We start from the raw sequence: 16,195 nt of genomic DNA on the forward strand, positions 1-16,195 counted from the left end.
CGGAAAAGTCGTGAATATTTGGGGCTTTTCGTTCGTCAGTCGTCATTCGTCAGGTAAAAAAGTGTCAACAGAATTGTGGACCACCCTATTAATCATTCACAATTCACCATTACCCTGGGAGTAGACCATGACCGACCTCATCGGCCAGACTCTGGGCCAATACCGCATCATCGAACAAATCGGCGAAGGTGGCATGGCTACCGTGTACAAAGCCTACCAGCCCGGTCTGGACCGTTACGTAGCCATTAAAGTGCTGCCCCCCATTCACGCCAAGCAACCCGGCTTCAGCGAGCGTTTTGAGCGCGAGGCCAAAGCCATTGCCCACTTGAATCATCCTAACATCCTGCCCGTTTACGACTCCGGTCAGGAAAACCAAAATAGTTATATTGCCATGCGTTATGTGGAAGGAGCGGTTACGCTTAAAGCCATAATGGGGCCAGAATTGAGTTTGCAGCAGGCCGTCAACATTATTGGCCAAATTGCCGCCGCCCTGGATTACGCCCATCAGCAAGGTATCGTTCATCGGGATGTCAAACCGGGCAACGTATTGATGGATGGCGAGTGGGCCTTGCTCACCGACTTTGGCCTGGCCAAGATGACTGAATCTTCAGTGAAATTGACCGGCACCGGCGTGGGTATCGGCACCCCGGCTTATATGTCGCCGGAGCAGGGCCGAGGGGCGGCGGTAGACCACCGCACCGACATTTACGCCCTGGGCATCATTCTATTTGAGATGCTGACCGGCCAGATTCCCCACGACGCCGAAACGCCCTTTGCCATTGTGCTCAAGCGCGTCACCGAGCCGCTACCCCTGCCGCGCTCCATCAACCCAAACATCCCCGTAGCCGTGGAGCGCGTTATCCTCAAGGCCCTGGCCGCTGAGCCGGACGACCGCTACCAAACCGCCGGCGCACTGGCCGAGGCGCTCCACCAGGCCGTGGCCGAGTCTGGCGTTATCCCGGAGCAGGCCCTGGGCGTCACCAGAGTCAGGGTCACGCCGCCAACATCAAGCCCACTCCCAACTATCGCCGAAAAAAAACGCAAGCCCTGGCTGATACCCTTGTTGCTGGGAAGCGCGGGTCTATTGGCGCTGGTTTTGCTGACCGCCATCGGCCTGGGCACTCTTCTGCTCAACCGGTTTGGCGGCAGAACCACCCCCACCTCGCCCTTATTGATTGCCGGGATAACGACCACCCCCCAGGCCACATCAGAAGCCACCACCCCAGAAACAGCCCTGGCCCCCCCGGTGAGCACGCCCGAAACTGCCGCCACCAAACCGCTGCCAGCCGCGCCGTTGCCTGGTGCCACTCCGCCGGCCAACCGTTTTCTCTACCGGGTCAAAGAAGGCAACACCGAAAGCCTATATGCCACCACGCTCGATTTAGCAGGGCCATACCTTCTGGCCAGCGGCGCAGATAATGTATCTGGCCGCTTTTCACCCGATGGCGAGCGGATCATCGTGCAGTTGGAACGAAACGATAAAGACAGCCTCTACCTGGTGAACTTTGATGGCAGCAACCGGCAGGTCATGGTTAGTGATAAGGATTCGGCCTCCGGCTATTTCTCCAAAGAGGGAGACAAGATTCGGGTTCGCTGGAACAACAAGGATGACTACCACCTGATGGTGATGGCTGCCGACGGCTCAAACCGGGTCACGCTGGTCAGCGGGGCGACGACTTACATTTCGGAAAGTTGGAGCCCGGATTGGCAAAAAGTGGCCCTGAGCGTCAAACGAGGCGATGAATACACCCTTTATGTGGTCAATAGTGACGGCAGCGACCACCAGACTATCACCAGTGGCTCAAACAACTCCTACTCCCCCGATCTCCTGGCCGACGGCCAACGGCTGGCCTATCGGGTTGACAACGGCGATACCGAAACGTTATACCTGGCCAATGCCGACGGCAGCCAGCCAATGACTCTGTTCAACGGGGTGGATGCGGTCTGGCCCGCCGGTGTCTCCAACTCAGGCCAGAAGTTTTTTATTCAGGTCAGAGAAACCACTGCTGACCCCTACGATTTGTATATTGCAGACGCCTTGAGCGGGCAAAAGCAGCGGTTACTCAGCGGCAACCAGGCTTACGGCCGGTTCACTCTGGACGACCAATGGATTCTGGCCTACACCCGTTTGGATCGGGCCGAGCAGCCCGACGAATATTACCTGTACTTGATCAGCCCTGACGGGGCGCAGCAAAAAGAAGTGTTAGGTCCCAGCGAGTATACCAGTTGGGGAGGTTCCTCGCCTGACGAGCAATGGTTGCTGGCTTACGACAAGCGCAACCAGATTTACCAGGTGTACCTGGTTGGGGCCGGGGGCACGCTACAGCAAAAAATTGTAGACACCAGCGAAGGCGCGGATTGGGATGCCACCGGCTACTTCTCCCCTGATAGCCGGCGCTTGTTGATTCGCTTGGGCTACAAAGAGCCTTGTTGCCACACCACCCTCTATGTGATGAACGCCGATGGTAGCCAGCGCGCGCTCCTGGCCGACTATGCTCCCTGGCAGGTGACCGGCTCTTTCACCGCGGACGGCCAATCTATTATTTTCGACTCCAACCGGGACGGCAAACAGGCCATCTACGTGGCCGAGGCCGACGGTAGCAATGTGCGCCAGTTAGTGACCGGCTACCATCCGCAGGTGGCCTCTGGCCAGCCCGGTTCGATGTACGTCCGGGCCACGCCAAACCCCACGGCTACGCCTACAACCGCGTCACAATAACCAGGTAGTCCAGGCCCATCTGTCTCATTTTAACCTCCCCCAAACTTAAAAACGCCAACGTTCAAGCCGAGCCAACCTCAACCAACTTAGGCCCAGCCTTCGTACCGCACCAAGTCTGCCAAGTTCTTACGCTCTTTTGCGCCAGGTTGGTCAGCCGGATAACCCAGCGGGGTAAAGGCCACCGGCTCCACGTCATCCGGCAAACCTAACACCTCACGGGCCGCCTGAACGTCAAAGGCCGCCACCCAACACGTGCCCAAACCCAGGGCAGTAGCGGCCAAAATCAAATGGTCCATAGCAATGGCCGCATCCACGTAATGGTAATTCTGACCATCCCGGCGCGTCCAGGCCTGTCCCGGCAGGCTGCACATGCAGATAACCAACGGGGCCTGGCTGAACCAACTGCGGTGGTAGACGCGCTTCAACTCCGCCTCCCGACCGGCCGTATGGATAACAACAAGCTGAAAAGGCTGTCGGTTATAGGCCGAGGGGGCCAATCGGGCCGCATCCAGCACTTTTTGTAACTTGTCCTCCGCTACCGGATCAGGCTGGTAAGCCCGCACGCTGTATCGTTTTTGCATCAGGTCTAAAATGTCCATAGGTTTGACTCCTTTGCGCTAACAAAATTCTATTTGTCCCTAATCATATCGCTCCTGACCCGTTTGACAAATGTGACCACCTGTGTTATTTTCTAAGCTACAATTGAATCACAAAACGTAACAGCGCCCCCACCGGGTGCGCGCTCGCGTAGAGGAAGCCGGTTCAAGGCCGGCACTGTCCCGCAACGGTAATCTTGCTCCACGGCAAGAAAGTCCGACACTCCCCTGTTGCGTTATCGTCTCGTGACCACCTACGAGGAATAGGGGGGCGAGGCCGGAACCCAGAAGTTTTCAGCCCGCCAACCGGCGGCTTTTTTGTTTTGGTCTCCTCTCTCCTCTTCTTGGTTGGCCAATCTATAAAGACTCAGTAGGTCCAAATTTGGGCTGGTAGTCCGCACTTCAGTGCGTTTTTTTAGGCATTAAAATGCCCACTCCAAACAACATTTTGGATCTGCTGAGACTGAGGAGAACAATGAAAATCATCAATCGTTTCAATACAATTTTTAGCTTAACCGCCATCATCCTGCTGGCGCTGCTCAGCGGGGGTTGTACCCAAACTACCGCGCCATCATCATCGCCGCCAGAAACAACACCCGCTCCGGCGGCCGCATTTCCGCTCACCCTGACCGACGACCTGGACCGCGAAGTCACGCTTCCGGCCAGGCCAGAGCGCATCGTTTCGCTCCTGCCCAGCAATACCGAAATCCTCTTTACCGTTGGGGCCGGCGACCAGGTAGTTGGCGTAACCAGCTACTGCAACTATCCCCCAGAAGCGACCAGCCGCGAGCCGGTAGGCGGGATTACCAACAAGTCGCTCAGCGTAGAAACCATTGTGGCCCTGGAACCGGACCTGGTGCTGGCCAGCGATTCGCAGGATGAGATCATCCCGGTGCTGGAACAAGCCAGCTTAACCGTACTGGCCCTCAACCCGGCTACTTTCGACGACATCTACGCCAATATCGAAATGGTCGGCCAGGCAACCGGCCATCTTGACCAGGCTACGGCTCTGACCGCCGAAATGCGCCGCCGGGTAGCAACCGTCAGCGCCAAAGTGGATACTATTCCGGCCGACACCCGGCCCTCTGTTTTTTATGAGGTATGGCACGACCCCCTGATGACGGCCGGTCCCAACACCTTTATCGGCCAGATGATCAACATTGCCGGGGGCAAGAACATTTTTGCCGACGTGAATGAGGACTGGCCGCAGGTTAGCGCCGAGACCATTGTCGAACGTAATCCAACTATTATCTTTGGCCCGGCTAACCACAGCGATGAACTGACGATTGAACAAATCACCACTCGCCCCGGCTGGGCCGACATTGCCGCCGTGCAAAATGAGCAAATTTACATCTTGGATGGCGACGCAGTGAGCCGCCCCGGCCCGCGCGTAGTTGATGTTCTGGAAGAAATAGCCCGTGACCTCTACCCAGATTTATTCTAATCGGATCCGCCGGGATTACCTTTGGCCCACTCTGCTGTTAAGCCTGTTGCTGCTCCTGGCCATTTTTTTTAGCCTGGGCCTGGGCGCGGTTTCCATTACGCCGGGCCAGGTGTGGGCTGCGCTTAACCCACAAATTTCGCCGGAAGCGGTCAGCCCGGCTGTCCACACCATTGTCTGGGATTTTCGGCTGGCGCGGGTTTTGTTGGCGGCCCTGGTGGGCGCGGCGCTGGCCGGAGCGGGCGCCGCCTTCCAGGGATTGTTTCGTAATCCCCTGGCCGATCCGTTTGTGATTGGCGCGTCGGGTGGAGCGGCCCTAGGCGCAACCCTGGCCATGGCTTTTGGCTGGACGATTGCCTGGCTGGGTTTTGCGCCGGTGTCCCTGGCCGCCTTTGCCGGGGCGATGCTGGCGGTGATTCTGGCCTACACCATCAGCGAAGTCAGCGGCCAAACCAATATTTTGGCCCTGCTGTTGGCGGGGACCGCCCTGAGTTCGGCTTTTTCCGCCGGAGTATCACTGCTTTTGGTGCTCAATGACCATGACTTTGTGAACATTTTCTTTTGGCTAATGGGCGGCTTTTCCGGGCGCAGTTGGGACGACTTATGGCTGGCTCTGCCCTACATTGCCGTGGGTCTGCTTGGCCTGGGTTTACTGGCCCGTCCATTAGATGTGTTGGCCTTTGGCGAAGAGACCGCCCAGGGTTTGGGCGTGTCCGTCCGGCCGGTGCGCTTGTTGATTGTACTTTGCGCCACCCTGGCCACGGCGGCGGCTGTGGCCAACAGCGGTATCATTGGTTTTGTCGGCCTGATTGCGCCCCATATTGCCCGCCTGCTGTGGGGTCCTGTTCACGCGCTTCTGATCCCCACCAGTATCCTGCTGGGAGCGTTATTGCTGGTTATCGCCGACACCGCCGCCCGCACCATCATGGCCCCGGTGGAATTGCCGGTGGGCATTTTGACTTCGCTGCTCGGTGCGCCTTTCTTTTTGTATTTGCTCCGCACGCGCCGGGAGATGTTCTAAGATTCGTACGGCGTGTTGCTTATTGCGCACAGCATTCTACCTGATACGCAGTATGAGTAGGATGATTTGAGATGAAAAAACAAACTTCCCCCCCTCGTCTGGAAACACAAGCCTTATCCTGCGCCTACGCCGTAAATGGGCGCAAGACAATCTTGCATAACATTAACCTGGCCCTCTATCCCGGCGAATTGATTGGTCTGATTGGGCCTAACGGCGCAGGCAAAACCACGCTGCTGCGCGCCCTGGCCCGCCTGCTACAACCCCAAGAAGGGCAGGTGCTGCTGGACGGCCAGGATATTTGGCAATTGTCGCCCCGGCAAGTAGCCCAACACATTGGCCGGGTGCCCCAATCGGCCAACGCGGCCTGGCCTTATACTACCGAGCACGTGGTGCGCATGGGGCGTTATCCTCACCGGGGCTGGCTATCTCCTTTTAACGGCAAAGATGCGGCAGCCGTAGACAAGGCCCTGACCCTGCTGGGCCTACAGTTGCTTCGCGGTCGTTTGCTTAACACGCTCTCCGGCGGCGAACAACAGCGCGTGCTCATTGCCCGCGCCCTGGTGCAGGAGCCAACCGTTCTGCTGCTGGATGAACCCATTGCTAATTTAGACATTAACCACCAGCATCAAGTTTTGGCTATGGTGCAGAACTTGGTGCTGGGCTATAATCTGGCCGCTTTGCTGGCCATTCACGATTTGGGCCTGGCGGCTCGCTACTGCCACCGGCTGATTCTTCTCAATGAGGGTCGGGTCTGGGCCGCCGGCTCCGCCGCTGAAGTTTTGGAAACCAACCACTTACGAACCGTCTTTGGAGTCGAGTCCCAACTTTACCGCGATCCGGCAGGGCAGTGGGCCTTGAGTGTACAGCCGCCAGGCCAGCCAAATGACAGAAAACCAAGATGAGGTTGTACGAGTGATGAATCGACTCTATTTGGTCCGGCATGGCGAGAATCGGGCCAATATCACCAAAGAATTCTCGCACAAACAGGTTGATTACTCGCTAACCGATAAAGGAGTTCTGCAAGCGCAGCAAACCGCTGCTTATTTTAAAACCAGGGATATTCACGAAATCTATGCCTCGCCCCTGAAACGGGCCGGGGAAACCGCCGAGATTATTGCCGCCTCCCTCAAGCTGCCCGTGACGATTATTGAGAACTTCCGCGAGGTTAACCCCGGCATCTTAGAAAGCCAGCCGCCAACGCCTGAGAATTGGGCCATCTATCACCGGATAACGGTAGACTGGTTGAACGGCAAACCTGAGTCATCATTCCCTGGTGGGGAAAACTATTTCATGCTCTGGGATAGAGTACGGACCGGCCTTGAGCAAATTGTGGCAGGCAAACATGGCCGAAATATTCTCATTGTGGGTCACGGGGGCGTTTTTACCTACGTTTTAAAAGATCTCTGCCCAAACAGCAACGCGGCTTGGCAGGGCAATAGTCCTAATCACAATTGTTCCATTACCGAGATAATGGTTGAGGCAAAAAATGGGCATTTAGCGGGCAAGCTGATCACCTGGGCCGCTTACGACCACCTCACCGGCGCGGCAGCAAATTTGGTTTCCGGGATTCCGCAAGACGGTGAACTTGAGGATGGCCAAAAAGACCAAAAATCACCGCAATGAGCCTTATCGTTTCCGTCCAACAGTTGCAAACAGATTTATTGCGTTTAGGTGTCGCCAAAAACATCACCCTGGTTGTCCACATCTCTCTAAAAAATGTCGGGTGGATTGCCGAAGGCCCGCCGGGAGTCATTCAAGCCCTTAAAAGTGTTATTGGTCCGTCCGGAACATTGGTGATGCCCTCTATGACCGACGGAGATGGTTTGTACGATCCAAACTCAACCCCTACCTCAGATATGGGGATTGTGGCCGAAACCTTTTGGCGCATGCCCGGCGTTTTGCGCAGTATTCACCCCAACAGCGCCTTTGCCGCCCAAGGCCCTTTGGCCCAAAAGATCACGGCCACCCACCCGCTGGCCGACCCCGAAGGCATCAACAGCCCCATCGGTCAAGTGTACCAAAATGACGGCTGGGTGCTGCTTTTAGGCGTAGACCACAGCGCCAATACCACCATTCATCTGGGCGAGTCGCTCAGTCACGTGCCTTATCGCAGAGTCAAGACCGTTCAGTTAGTGGAGAATGGTCAGGAGACAATTAAAGAAGTGCCCTTCATTGACCACTGCTGCCGGAACTTTGTGAAAATAGCCCCTTTTTTACAAAACAGGGGTCTGGCGACGATTGGTAAAGTGGGTTACGCCACCGCCCAACTGATGAAGTCAAGAGACGTTGTGCAAACCGCCCGCAAGCTACTGAACCAGAATCACTTCTTTTTCTTGTGCCCCCCTGGCCGGCAATGTGAACAATGTGACGAAGCCAGGGCCTACGCCCAGCGATGCCACGATTCAACAATTCAGCCAATTCCGAAAAGCAAAAATTAATCATTCATAATTCACAATTTCCCAAGGAGCCAATCCTCATGCTGGAAAAAACCATCACGGTCATCAACCCCTTAGACCAAAAGGCTATGGCCGCGGCCCAAGACCGCCAGGCCCAACTGATCAAACCGGCCGGGGCGTTAGGCCGCCTGGAAACGCTCTCTATTCAAATGGCCGGGATCACCGGGCGGATTGACCCGCCGCTGGCAGAACGGGCCATCATTGTGGCCGCCGGTGATCACGGCGTCACTGCCGAGGGCGTCAGCGCTTATCCTTCAGAAGTCACCCGGCAAATGGTGCTCAACTTTCTCAACGGAGGCGCGGCCATCAATGTGCTGGCCCGGCAGGCCGGGGCGCGAGTGGTGGTGCTCGATGCCGGCGTTGCGGCTGATTTGCCTGAGCATCCCGACTTAATCAGAGCCAAGGTCGCGCCCGGCACCAACAATTTTACCCAAGGCCCGGCCATGACCCGCAACCAGGCCATCCAATCTATTGAAACCGGTATCGCTGCGGTTGCCCGCGAGATAGAAAAAGGGCTACACCTGGTGGGCACGGGCGATATGGGCATTGGCAATACCACGCCGTCCAGCGCTATTTGCGCCGTGTTGACCGGAACAGACATCGCCACAGTGACCGGGCGGGGCACAGGCATTGACGACGACACCTTAAAAATTAAAGTGGCTGTTATTCACCAGGCCCTGGAGAAAAACCGGCCTGACCCCCATGACCCGCTGGATATACTGGCCAAAGTGGGCGGTTTTGAAATTGGCGCGATTGCCGGGGTGATTTTAGGCGCAGCCGCTCGCCGTATTCCGGTGTTGGTGGACGGCTTTATTTCCACCGCCGGAGCCTTAATTGCCGCTGCGTTGGCTCCCCTCAGCCGGGACTACATGATTGCGGCTCATCGTTCCGTGGAGCCGGGCCATAAAATTATGCAGCAGCATCTAAATTTGGACCCCATTTTCTACCTGGATTTACGCCTGGGTGAAGGCACGGGGTCGGCCCTGGCTATGCCGGTGGTAGCCGCGGCTACGGCCACGTTAAACCAGATGGCCACTTTTGCCGAAGCCAGCGTGAGTGGTAAACTCTAATCCTTAACCCGCAGAAAAGAAGAGGGTGGTTTTTATGAACAGCGACAAAATCAAAAGAGGGTTGGAAAAGAGCGGACAATGCCCCGGCCCCAAGATAACCACCGGCTATTTGTCAAAATATATCAAGTTGGTTTCTTCCAGTAGAGAGGGCGCAGTATGCAAATAGGAGCGGAGATCAAAAATGGCTTTTGAAACCAAGTTTGTCCACACCAACATCGTTGCCCGCAACTGGCAAAACCTGGCTAAATTTTACCGGGAAGTTTTTGGCTGCGCGCCCGTTCTGCCGGAACGAGACCTCTCCGGCCAGTGGCTGGAAGATTGCACCGGCGTGCCCGGCGCCAAAATTCAGGGAGTCCATCTCCGACTCCCCGGCTATGGCGATGAAGGCCCCACGCTGGAGATCTTTCAATACAACCAGGCCCAAGAACGGCCCAAAACCGCCATCAACCGGCCCGGTTTTGCGCACCTTGCCTTTGCCGTAGACAACGTTGAGGCAGCGCAACAGGCTGTGCTGGCTGCGGGCGGCAGCACGTATGGGCAGAGGGTCACCGTAGAGATTCCCGGCGCAGGCCAGATTACGGTGGTCTATGTCACCGATCCCGAAGGCAATATTATAGAGTTGCAACGTTGGTCATGATCAAGCCGAAAATGAGCAGGAAAATGGCTAAAGGTTTTATTTTTGACATGGACGGGGTGATCATTGATACCGAACCCCTTTACTTAGAAATCGTCAGAGGCATCCTCACCGAACTCAATATTCTCATTACCGATGAAGAACTTCACGCTTACGTTGGCATTTCCAGCCGGGAGATGTGGCCCATCATCAAAACCAATCATCGCCTGCCCCAGGCGGTGGATTGGTTAATCAGCCAGGAAAAAGATAGCGTCACGGCAGCCTTACAAAAGGTCGCCACCCTGGGGCCGGTGACCGGAATCCCGGCACTGCTTGACTTTTTGCGGCAAAACAACTTCAAAATCGGCCTTGCTTCGGCTTCGTCGCGCCAAAACGTGAACCTTATTTTGCAAAAACTGCAACTGGCCAATTATTTTAACGCCACCGTCAGCGGCGAAGAAGTGACCAACGGCAAGCCGCATCCCGAAATATTTTTGATTTGCGCAGCCAGATTGGGCGTAAAACCGGAGAGATGTATTGTGCTTGAAGACTCGCCGCACGGCATCGCGGGAGCCAATAAAGCCGGGATGAAAACTATTGGTTTTGTCAATCCCAATTCCGGCGGGCAAAATTTGAACCATGCCGATTATCTGACCGCCAAAATAGATACCAGTTTACAAAACTATATTAAGGCCGCCCTCTAAACCATGACCGCCAAAACATTAATGATCTTGGGCACGCACTCCAACGCCGGAAAATCCATCCTGGTCACGGCCCTCTGCCGTATCTTTGCCCAAGACGGCTATCGTGTGGCTCCCTTCAAGGCCCAGAACATGGCCCTCAATGCCGGCGTTACGCCCGAAGGTCACGAAATTGGCCGGGCCACCATCGCCCAAGCCGAGGCCGCCGGCATCCCCGCGCACGTTGACATGAACCCCATTCTGCTCAAACCGGAAGGCAATCGCCGCAGCCAGGTGGTGCTGAACGGTAAACCCTACACCCACATTGACGCTGGAAATTGGCACAGTTTAAAACCAACCCTGTGGCAGCACGTCACTGCCGCGTTGGACCGTTTGCGCCAACGTTACGACCTGGTAATAATGGAAGGCGCGGGCAGCCCCGCCGAAATCAACCTCAAAGAAGGCGATATTGTCAACCTTAAAGTGGCCCAATATGCCCAGGCCCCGGTGCTGCTGGTGGGCGATATTGATCGTGGCGGCGTGTTTGCCACGCTGGTGGGTACAATGGTTTTGCTGGAACCGGCGGAACGGGCGCTGGTCAAAGGTTTTGTCCTCAACAAATTCCGGGGCGACCTCAGCCTGTTGGGGAATGGGTTGCAGATGCTCCAGGAATGGGCTTTTAATACGCCCACTCTGGGCGTGATTCCATATTTGCCCCACATTGGGATAGCGGCGGAAGACTCGGTAGCGTTGGATGAGCAGGGTAGGTTGGCAGAATGGCAGAATGCAGATGTATCCCCCCTGGATATTGCCGTTATCCGGCTGCCGCGCATTTCCAATTTTGATGACTTTGACCCGCTGGCTACCGAACCGGGCGTGCAAGTCCGTTTTGTGGAACGATTAGAGACTTTAGGCGCACCCAATGCCGTTATTTTACCGGGCAGCAAAATGACGCTGGCCGACCTGGAATGGCTGCGCCTATCCGGCCTGGCCGAACAAATTATTAAACTGGCTCACAACGGCAGGCCGGTGGTGGGCATTTGCGGCGGCTACCAGATGTTGGGCCAATCTCTTTTAGACCCCCAGGGGGTAGAAGCTGCGCCGGGCACGCGCTCGCCGGGCCTGGGCCTGCTGCCTGTAGAAACCGTCTTTGCGGGAGACAAACATACGGTTCAAGTGCAAGCCACCTTGCAGGCCGAAGTTGGCCCTTTGGCCGCCCTGCGCGGCACCCCCCTGCAAGGCTATGAAATTCATATAGGGCGCAGCCAACCTACAGACTCGTCGCTACTACATTCATTGTGCCGGATAGGTCGAGGCAACGAAGGTCACCGTGACGGCGCCCTCAACCCGGACGGGCGTATCTGGGGCACCTACCTGCATGGCCTTTTTGACAACGACGCCCTGCGTCACGCCTGGCTGCGCAGTTTGGGCTGGCAGGGAGCGGGGCAGGTCTTTGATCGCCAGCAAGCCTACAATCGCCTGGCCGATCATGTGCGAGCGCATTTGGATATGGCGGCCGTGGAACATATTGTTTGGCAGTATCAACCAGAGCAAAATGGACCTATCTGAAAAAAATAGAATCTACCTGACCGCTATGAGTCTTGTTGAAGCGTTGTCAGCCCGGTTGGGTGTAACCTCGTATATCTGGGGAGGCTTTACCCTGGACATATACCAAGGTCATTTGTTGAGAGAACACCAAGACCTTGATTACCTCACCGAAAATCTTCACACCTTAATCCCTCAATTGAGCGCGCTGTTTGTTGCCCAAGGTTGGCAACCCGAAAAACTGGCTAACGGCGACTTACGGGTGACCAAAAGTGGGTTCAAGATTCACCTAGGCCATCTTGAACTTGCCATTGAAGCAAAGTGGTCTCATAACGGCGAAAAAGGCTATCTCTGTTTTCCCCGGGCTTGGCTTCAGCCAGAGCCGGTACAATTTTACAACGTTAAATTGCACGTGATAGCGCCTGAATTTGAATACGTACTGAAAAAACATCCGCAACTGCTTAACCCCTCGTGGGAACCAAGAGAGGTTGACATTTTTGCCGGTGAAAAACTGAGCGAGATTCTTGAGAAAAAAGGCGTTGATTTGGATGATTTGTATACCCAAGTAACTGCTTGGACTTTGGTAGATTAAACCGGTTCAGGACGGGTCGAGTTCTTGTAGGCCGGCATCATCATACTGGCGGCGTAACGTTTGGCCGTAAGCATAATCCAATGCCAGTGTAAAACGATATGGAGAGCAGCCACAGATATCATCGCCACGCCCGTCCGATGGATGTCATTCCAGACGTGATGATCAAGTCCAAACCAGGTGACGCCATAGTAAGGATTGCGTCCCCCCTGGAAACCACCTGCCGGTAGAATCAACCAGGCCACTAGGCCAGACAGATTGACCAAAAAGAAAACTGTAAACAACAGACTATTTAGCGAAAAGTTGAGCCGGGACTGATGGGCCACTTTGGTAAAATAACGCTGGCCAACTACCTTGATCCACTTCCAGTGAATAACAATGTGCACACCCAAAATGATCAACGTGCCTAAACCAACCCAATCGTGAATATCCACCCAGGTAGATCGGGTCAGGCTAAGAAAAGTCAGGTAGTCACTACCGCGCCCGTGAGGCAAAACCAGCCATAGCAGTAGCCCGGTCAGGGCGGTGATGATAAAACCCAGCAAAGCACTGAGGTCAAGCCAGAAGTTGAAACGATTTTTGCCGTTCATTTTTGTTTCCTTGTTGCAAATATAGGGTAGGGATGAGTTCCCCTAGAAACTTACTTCCAGGGGAACTCTCAGGAACTGATGCTGTTATTGCGCACACCGCTGGAAGGCAGGCAAGTGCTTTTCCGTTGAGGCGCGTTGCAAGGCCTGATATACGGTTAAAATATCGGTGCGATCGGTGGTGGTAAAGAGTTCATTGTAAAGGGCCGCATTGGCAATTTCAGCCTCGACGCCGGCCGCGCACGCAGCCTGCACACTGTCAAAACTCTCAACATGGCCAACCCACGAATTATCCGGCACAGGCACGTCATATCGTTCAAAAAGGTTGACCAGGGCAGCAATATGTTGCGCTTCGGCCCTTTGAATATTAGTAAAGGGTTTCACCTGACCAAAATCTGCTATCACCTGGTCGTAGACAGCCCAGGCGTGGTACTCATCGTCCAAAGCTTTGAGGAGGCCCTGAATCTCGGCTTCGGTGAGCGGTTCATCACTGGGGGCGGGGGGTAATGGGTCATTACTGCCATTTCCACGCTGGTCCAGGTTGCCTTGACCATTACGCTCGTTATCCCGACCCGCTCCCATCCGACCGGCACCTGGCTGTCCAGAACCACGTTTACCACCCTGCTGCCCGCGAGACTCGGCAAACTGGTTGGATTCGTCCTCTGCCCCACGCCAACCTTGCCCATAGGTTTGTTCATTTGCGCTGGCGCTGGCACCATGATCATAAGCAACTACCACGATGAGGCCGAGTAATAGAACCAACAAACTACCAATCAAAATTTTCTTTAACATGGTGATACCTCCATTAAATTAACTATTCTCCAAATACTTTTCTTCCCTAAAGAGGGAAGCTTTTGACTTGACATTTATGATGTCCTACTGAGCTTATTCTACCCCAACAATATGAAGCACTTGTGGAAGAATTATGGAATTCCTATGGAGAAGGTTATGACATGTTTCGAGTAATTGTTATCCTCCTGGCCCTATTTTTGGACCTGGCCTTTGGCGATCCACCCAACCGCTTTCATCCTTTGATGTTGATGGGACAATGGTTAACTTTTGGCAAAAGGTTGGGGTTAAATAATTCTCTAACTATGCGAAGTCAATTTTGGTTTGGCACTTTTTGGACTTTGGCCGGGATTGGCCTTTTTGCCCTGCCGTTCGGTCTTATTGAAAAAAAACAAATGCCTTTGCTCATTCCTAAATTAAATCTGGTAACGAACAAAATAAGGCCATTCCCCCTTCATCTGTCCACCTTTATCCTTCAGCCCTTATTTCTCAAGCCTGTTTTTGCCTACCGTGGCCTGCGGCAAGCCGTAAGCCAGGTTGCTAAAGCCTTAGCTAATGAAGATTTGGTTGAAGCACGACGCTTGTTAAGCTGTCACCTGGTCAGCCGGGATACGGATCAACTCAGCGAGGCCGAAATCGCCGGAGCAGCCATTGAATCGCTGGCCGAGAATCTCACAGATAGCCTGGCCGCCCCCCTGCTGGCTTATGCCGGGGCGGGTTTGCCTGGGGCTTGGGCCTATCGTTTTGTCAATACGGCCGATGCTATGTGGGGGTATCGCACGCCGGAGTTTGAGCAGTTGGGCAAATTTCCGGCCCGGCTGGACGACGCGCTCAATTGGCTTCCGGCCCGGCTGGCCGGCTGGCTGCTGGTTGGGGCGGCCTGGCTGGCCCGCGAGGATGCCGGCAATGCCGTCCAAACGATGTTGAGCCAGCGCCATCAAACCGCCAGCCCCAACGCGGGTTGGACAATGAGCGCCATGGCCGGGGCGCTGCGGGTCACCTTAAACAAACGCGGGGTTTATGAATTGGCGGGAGGCCAGGCGAAACTCAACGCCGCCGCCATCGAACGCGCCCTGCGGATCGCCGATATTTGCGTGGGGTTAAGCGTAGCAATGATTTGCCTGGGTCTTATTGCCGCCAAAATCCTGGTCAGGGGCCGCTGGCCAAAATCCGGCCCCTAAATTTGACATTTGTTTTTTTCAGGCTATAGTTAGTGTATAATTAACACTATTTATCATAATGATCCATGACAAACAATATCCTATCACAGATTAAACCCATCATCCAAAACGCCCTGGCCGAAGATATTGGCGACGGCGATGTAACCTCCGACTGCATTATCGCTCCCGATATCTGGCTTCAGGGCCAATTGATGGCCAAAGCCGACGGGATTGTGGCCGGCCTGGCCGTGGTTCAACTTACCTTTGGCCTGCTTGACGAGCGCGTGCAGTTTACGGCTCACCTTGCCGACAGCGAGGCCGTAGAAACCGGGACAATTATAGCCACGGTAAGCGGTCCAGGCCTGGCGCTGCTGAGTGGGGAGCGGGTGGCGTTGAATCTGCTGCAACGGATGTCGGGCATAGCCACGCTGACGCACCAATTTGTCCAGACGGTATCGGGCACAAAGGCCGTCATTCTTGACACCCGCAAAACCGCTCCCGGCCTGCGTTTGTTGGATAAGTGGGCGGTGCGGCTGGGCGGTGGCCAAAATCATCGTTTGGGATTGTACGATATGGTACTCATCAAAGATAATCATATTACCGCCGCCGGGAGCATCACCGCAGCCGTTCAACGCGTGCGGGAAAAAGACCTACAAGGCCGGGCTATTGAGGTGGAAGTAAAAACATTGGCCGAATTACAAGAAACCTTGACCCTGGGAGTGGACCGCATTTTGCTTGATAACATGAGCCTGGCCGAAATGCGTCAGGCCGTGCAAACAGCCAATGGCCGCACTCCCCTGGAAGCATCGGGGAACGTGAGCCTGGATGACGTGGCCGGCATCGCCGCAACCGGAGTGGATTACATCTCGGTGGGGGCCTTGACCCACTCGGTAAAAGCATTGGATATCAGTCTATTACTCAAATGACCA

General features: G+C 55.1%; 16 protein-coding genes and 1 riboswitch. Of the genes, 13 read left to right on the forward strand and 3 right to left on the reverse strand.

All coding sequences use genetic code 11. From position 1 onward, the window contains the following. The first annotated feature begins 127 nt into the window (after positions 1-127). Entirely contained in the window at positions 128-2,719 is a 2,592-nt protein-coding gene (locus tag JW953_23885; GenBank protein ID MBN1995747.1) for a protein kinase, read from the forward strand. An 86-nt stretch (positions 2,720-2,805) separates the two neighbouring features. Here JW953_23885 and JW953_23890 read toward each other — a convergent pair whose 3' ends face one another. Further along, positions 2,806-3,318: a nitroreductase family protein gene (locus tag JW953_23890; GenBank protein ID MBN1995748.1), complete on the reverse strand. Its 513-nt coding sequence runs from the start codon at positions 3,316-3,318 to the stop codon at positions 2,806-2,808. A 116-nt stretch (positions 3,319-3,434) separates the two neighbouring features. Then, positions 3,435-3,562, forward strand: a riboswitch (cobalamin riboswitch). A 228-nt stretch (positions 3,563-3,790) separates the two neighbouring features. Between JW953_23890 and JW953_23895 the strand changes: the two genes are divergently transcribed. The 10 genes from JW953_23895 to JW953_23940 all read left to right on the forward strand — a co-directional run bounded on the left by JW953_23895 (position 3,791) and on the right by JW953_23940 (position 12,733). Continuing rightward, complete coding sequence (locus JW953_23895; GenBank protein MBN1995749.1) at positions 3,791-4,759, forward strand: cobalamin-binding protein; 969 nt, start codon at positions 3,791-3,793, stop codon at positions 4,757-4,759. Positions 4,760-4,763: 4 nt separating this feature from the next. Beyond that, positions 4,764-5,777 (forward strand): iron ABC transporter permease, encoded by a 1,014-nt coding sequence (locus tag JW953_23900; GenBank protein ID MBN1995750.1) that lies wholly within the window; start codon positions 4,764-4,766, stop codon positions 5,775-5,777. Positions 5,778-5,848: 71 nt separating this feature from the next. Continuing rightward, positions 5,849-6,679, forward strand: a complete 831-nt coding sequence (locus tag JW953_23905) for an ABC transporter ATP-binding protein (GenBank protein MBN1995751.1) — start codon at positions 5,849-5,851, stop codon at positions 6,677-6,679. Between the two features lie 13 nt (positions 6,680-6,692). After that, positions 6,693-7,400: a histidine phosphatase family protein gene (locus JW953_23910; protein MBN1995752.1), complete on the forward strand. Its 708-nt coding sequence runs from the start codon at positions 6,693-6,695 to the stop codon at positions 7,398-7,400. Further along, on the forward strand, positions 7,397-8,215 hold the full coding sequence (locus JW953_23915; GenBank protein ID MBN1995753.1) for an AAC(3) family N-acetyltransferase: 819 nt from the start codon (positions 7,397-7,399) through the stop codon (positions 8,213-8,215). The genes JW953_23910 and JW953_23915 overlap by 4 nt, the downstream gene beginning before the upstream one ends. A 32-nt stretch (positions 8,216-8,247) precedes the next feature. Beyond that, positions 8,248-9,303 (forward strand): nicotinate-nucleotide--dimethylbenzimidazole phosphoribosyltransferase, encoded by a 1,056-nt coding sequence (cobT, locus tag JW953_23920; GenBank protein ID MBN1995754.1) that lies wholly within the window; start codon positions 8,248-8,250, stop codon positions 9,301-9,303. Positions 9,304-9,484: 181 nt separating this feature from the next. Continuing rightward, the gene (locus JW953_23925) at positions 9,485-9,940 is read left to right on the forward strand and encodes a VOC family protein (GenBank protein ID MBN1995755.1); all 456 of its coding nucleotides are present in this window, start codon (positions 9,485-9,487) and stop codon (positions 9,938-9,940) included. Between the two features lie 23 nt (positions 9,941-9,963). Further along, positions 9,964-10,620, forward strand: a complete 657-nt coding sequence (locus JW953_23930) for an HAD family phosphatase (protein MBN1995756.1) — start codon at positions 9,964-9,966, stop codon at positions 10,618-10,620. Positions 10,621-10,623: 3 nt separating this feature from the next. Beyond that, the gene (locus JW953_23935) at positions 10,624-12,165 is read left to right on the forward strand and encodes a cobyric acid synthase (GenBank protein MBN1995757.1); all 1,542 of its coding nucleotides are present in this window, start codon (positions 10,624-10,626) and stop codon (positions 12,163-12,165) included. Continuing rightward, positions 12,152-12,733: a hypothetical protein gene (locus tag JW953_23940; protein ID MBN1995758.1), complete on the forward strand. Its 582-nt coding sequence runs from the start codon at positions 12,152-12,154 to the stop codon at positions 12,731-12,733. The genes JW953_23935 and JW953_23940 overlap by 14 nt, the downstream gene beginning before the upstream one ends. On the opposite strand, the gene JW953_23945 is transcribed toward JW953_23940, so the two are convergent. Together JW953_23945 and JW953_23950 are read right to left on the reverse strand one after the other, a co-directional pair. After that, positions 12,730-13,320: a DUF4405 domain-containing protein gene (locus tag JW953_23945; protein MBN1995759.1), complete on the reverse strand. Its 591-nt coding sequence runs from the start codon at positions 13,318-13,320 to the stop codon at positions 12,730-12,732. The two genes, JW953_23940 and JW953_23945, sit on opposite strands and share 4 nt — an antisense overlap. Positions 13,321-13,404: 84 nt before the next feature. Then, positions 13,405-14,109 (reverse strand): DUF2202 domain-containing protein, encoded by a 705-nt coding sequence (locus JW953_23950; protein MBN1995760.1) that lies wholly within the window; start codon positions 14,107-14,109, stop codon positions 13,405-13,407. A gap of 161 nt (positions 14,110-14,270) precedes the next feature. Here JW953_23950 and cobD point away from each other — a divergent pair, with 161 nt between their 5' ends. Both cobD and nadC read left to right on the forward strand, forming a co-directional pair. Next, a complete protein-coding gene (cobD, locus tag JW953_23955; protein MBN1995761.1) occupies positions 14,271-15,287 on the forward strand; it encodes a cobalamin biosynthesis protein CobD in 1,017 nt (338 codons plus the stop codon). Positions 15,288-15,352: 65 nt separating this feature from the next. Beyond that, positions 15,353-16,192: a carboxylating nicotinate-nucleotide diphosphorylase gene (gene nadC, locus JW953_23960; GenBank protein MBN1995762.1), complete on the forward strand. Its 840-nt coding sequence runs from the start codon at positions 15,353-15,355 to the stop codon at positions 16,190-16,192. The last annotated feature ends 3 nt before the right edge of the window (positions 16,193-16,195 follow it).

Source organism: Anaerolineae bacterium, assembly GCA_016931895.1.
Classification (GTDB): Bacteria; Chloroflexota; Anaerolineae; order 4572-78; family J111; genus JAFGNV01.

Bases quoted from the DNA above. Each gene is read 5' to 3' on its own strand.
- JW953_23885 (MBN1995747.1), top strand. From the start codon at position 128: ATGACCGACCTCATCGGCCAGACTCTGGGCCAATACCGCATCATCGAA.
- JW953_23890 (MBN1995748.1), bottom strand. From the start codon at position 3,318: ATGGACATTTTAGACCTGATGCAAAAACGATACAGCGTGCGGGCTTAC.
- JW953_23895 (MBN1995749.1), top strand. From the start codon at position 3,791: ATGAAAATCATCAATCGTTTCAATACAATTTTTAGCTTAACCGCCATC.
- JW953_23905 (MBN1995751.1), top strand. From the start codon at position 5,849: ATGAAAAAACAAACTTCCCCCCCTCGTCTGGAAACACAAGCCTTATCC.
- JW953_23910 (MBN1995752.1), top strand. From the start codon at position 6,693: ATGAATCGACTCTATTTGGTCCGGCATGGCGAGAATCGGGCCAATATC.
- JW953_23915 (MBN1995753.1), top strand. From the start codon at position 7,397: ATGAGCCTTATCGTTTCCGTCCAACAGTTGCAAACAGATTTATTGCGT.
- JW953_23925 (MBN1995755.1), top strand. From the start codon at position 9,485: ATGGCTTTTGAAACCAAGTTTGTCCACACCAACATCGTTGCCCGCAAC.
- JW953_23930 (MBN1995756.1), top strand. From the start codon at position 9,964: ATGGCTAAAGGTTTTATTTTTGACATGGACGGGGTGATCATTGATACC.
- JW953_23935 (MBN1995757.1), top strand. From the start codon at position 10,624: ATGACCGCCAAAACATTAATGATCTTGGGCACGCACTCCAACGCCGGA.
- JW953_23940 (MBN1995758.1), top strand. From the start codon at position 12,152: ATGGACCTATCTGAAAAAAATAGAATCTACCTGACCGCTATGAGTCTT.
- JW953_23945 (MBN1995759.1), bottom strand. From the start codon at position 13,320: ATGAACGGCAAAAATCGTTTCAACTTCTGGCTTGACCTCAGTGCTTTG.
- JW953_23950 (MBN1995760.1), bottom strand. From the start codon at position 14,109: ATGTTAAAGAAAATTTTGATTGGTAGTTTGTTGGTTCTATTACTCGGC.
- cobD (MBN1995761.1), top strand. From the start codon at position 14,271: ATGTTTCGAGTAATTGTTATCCTCCTGGCCCTATTTTTGGACCTGGCC.
- nadC (MBN1995762.1), top strand. From the start codon at position 15,353: ATGACAAACAATATCCTATCACAGATTAAACCCATCATCCAAAACGCC.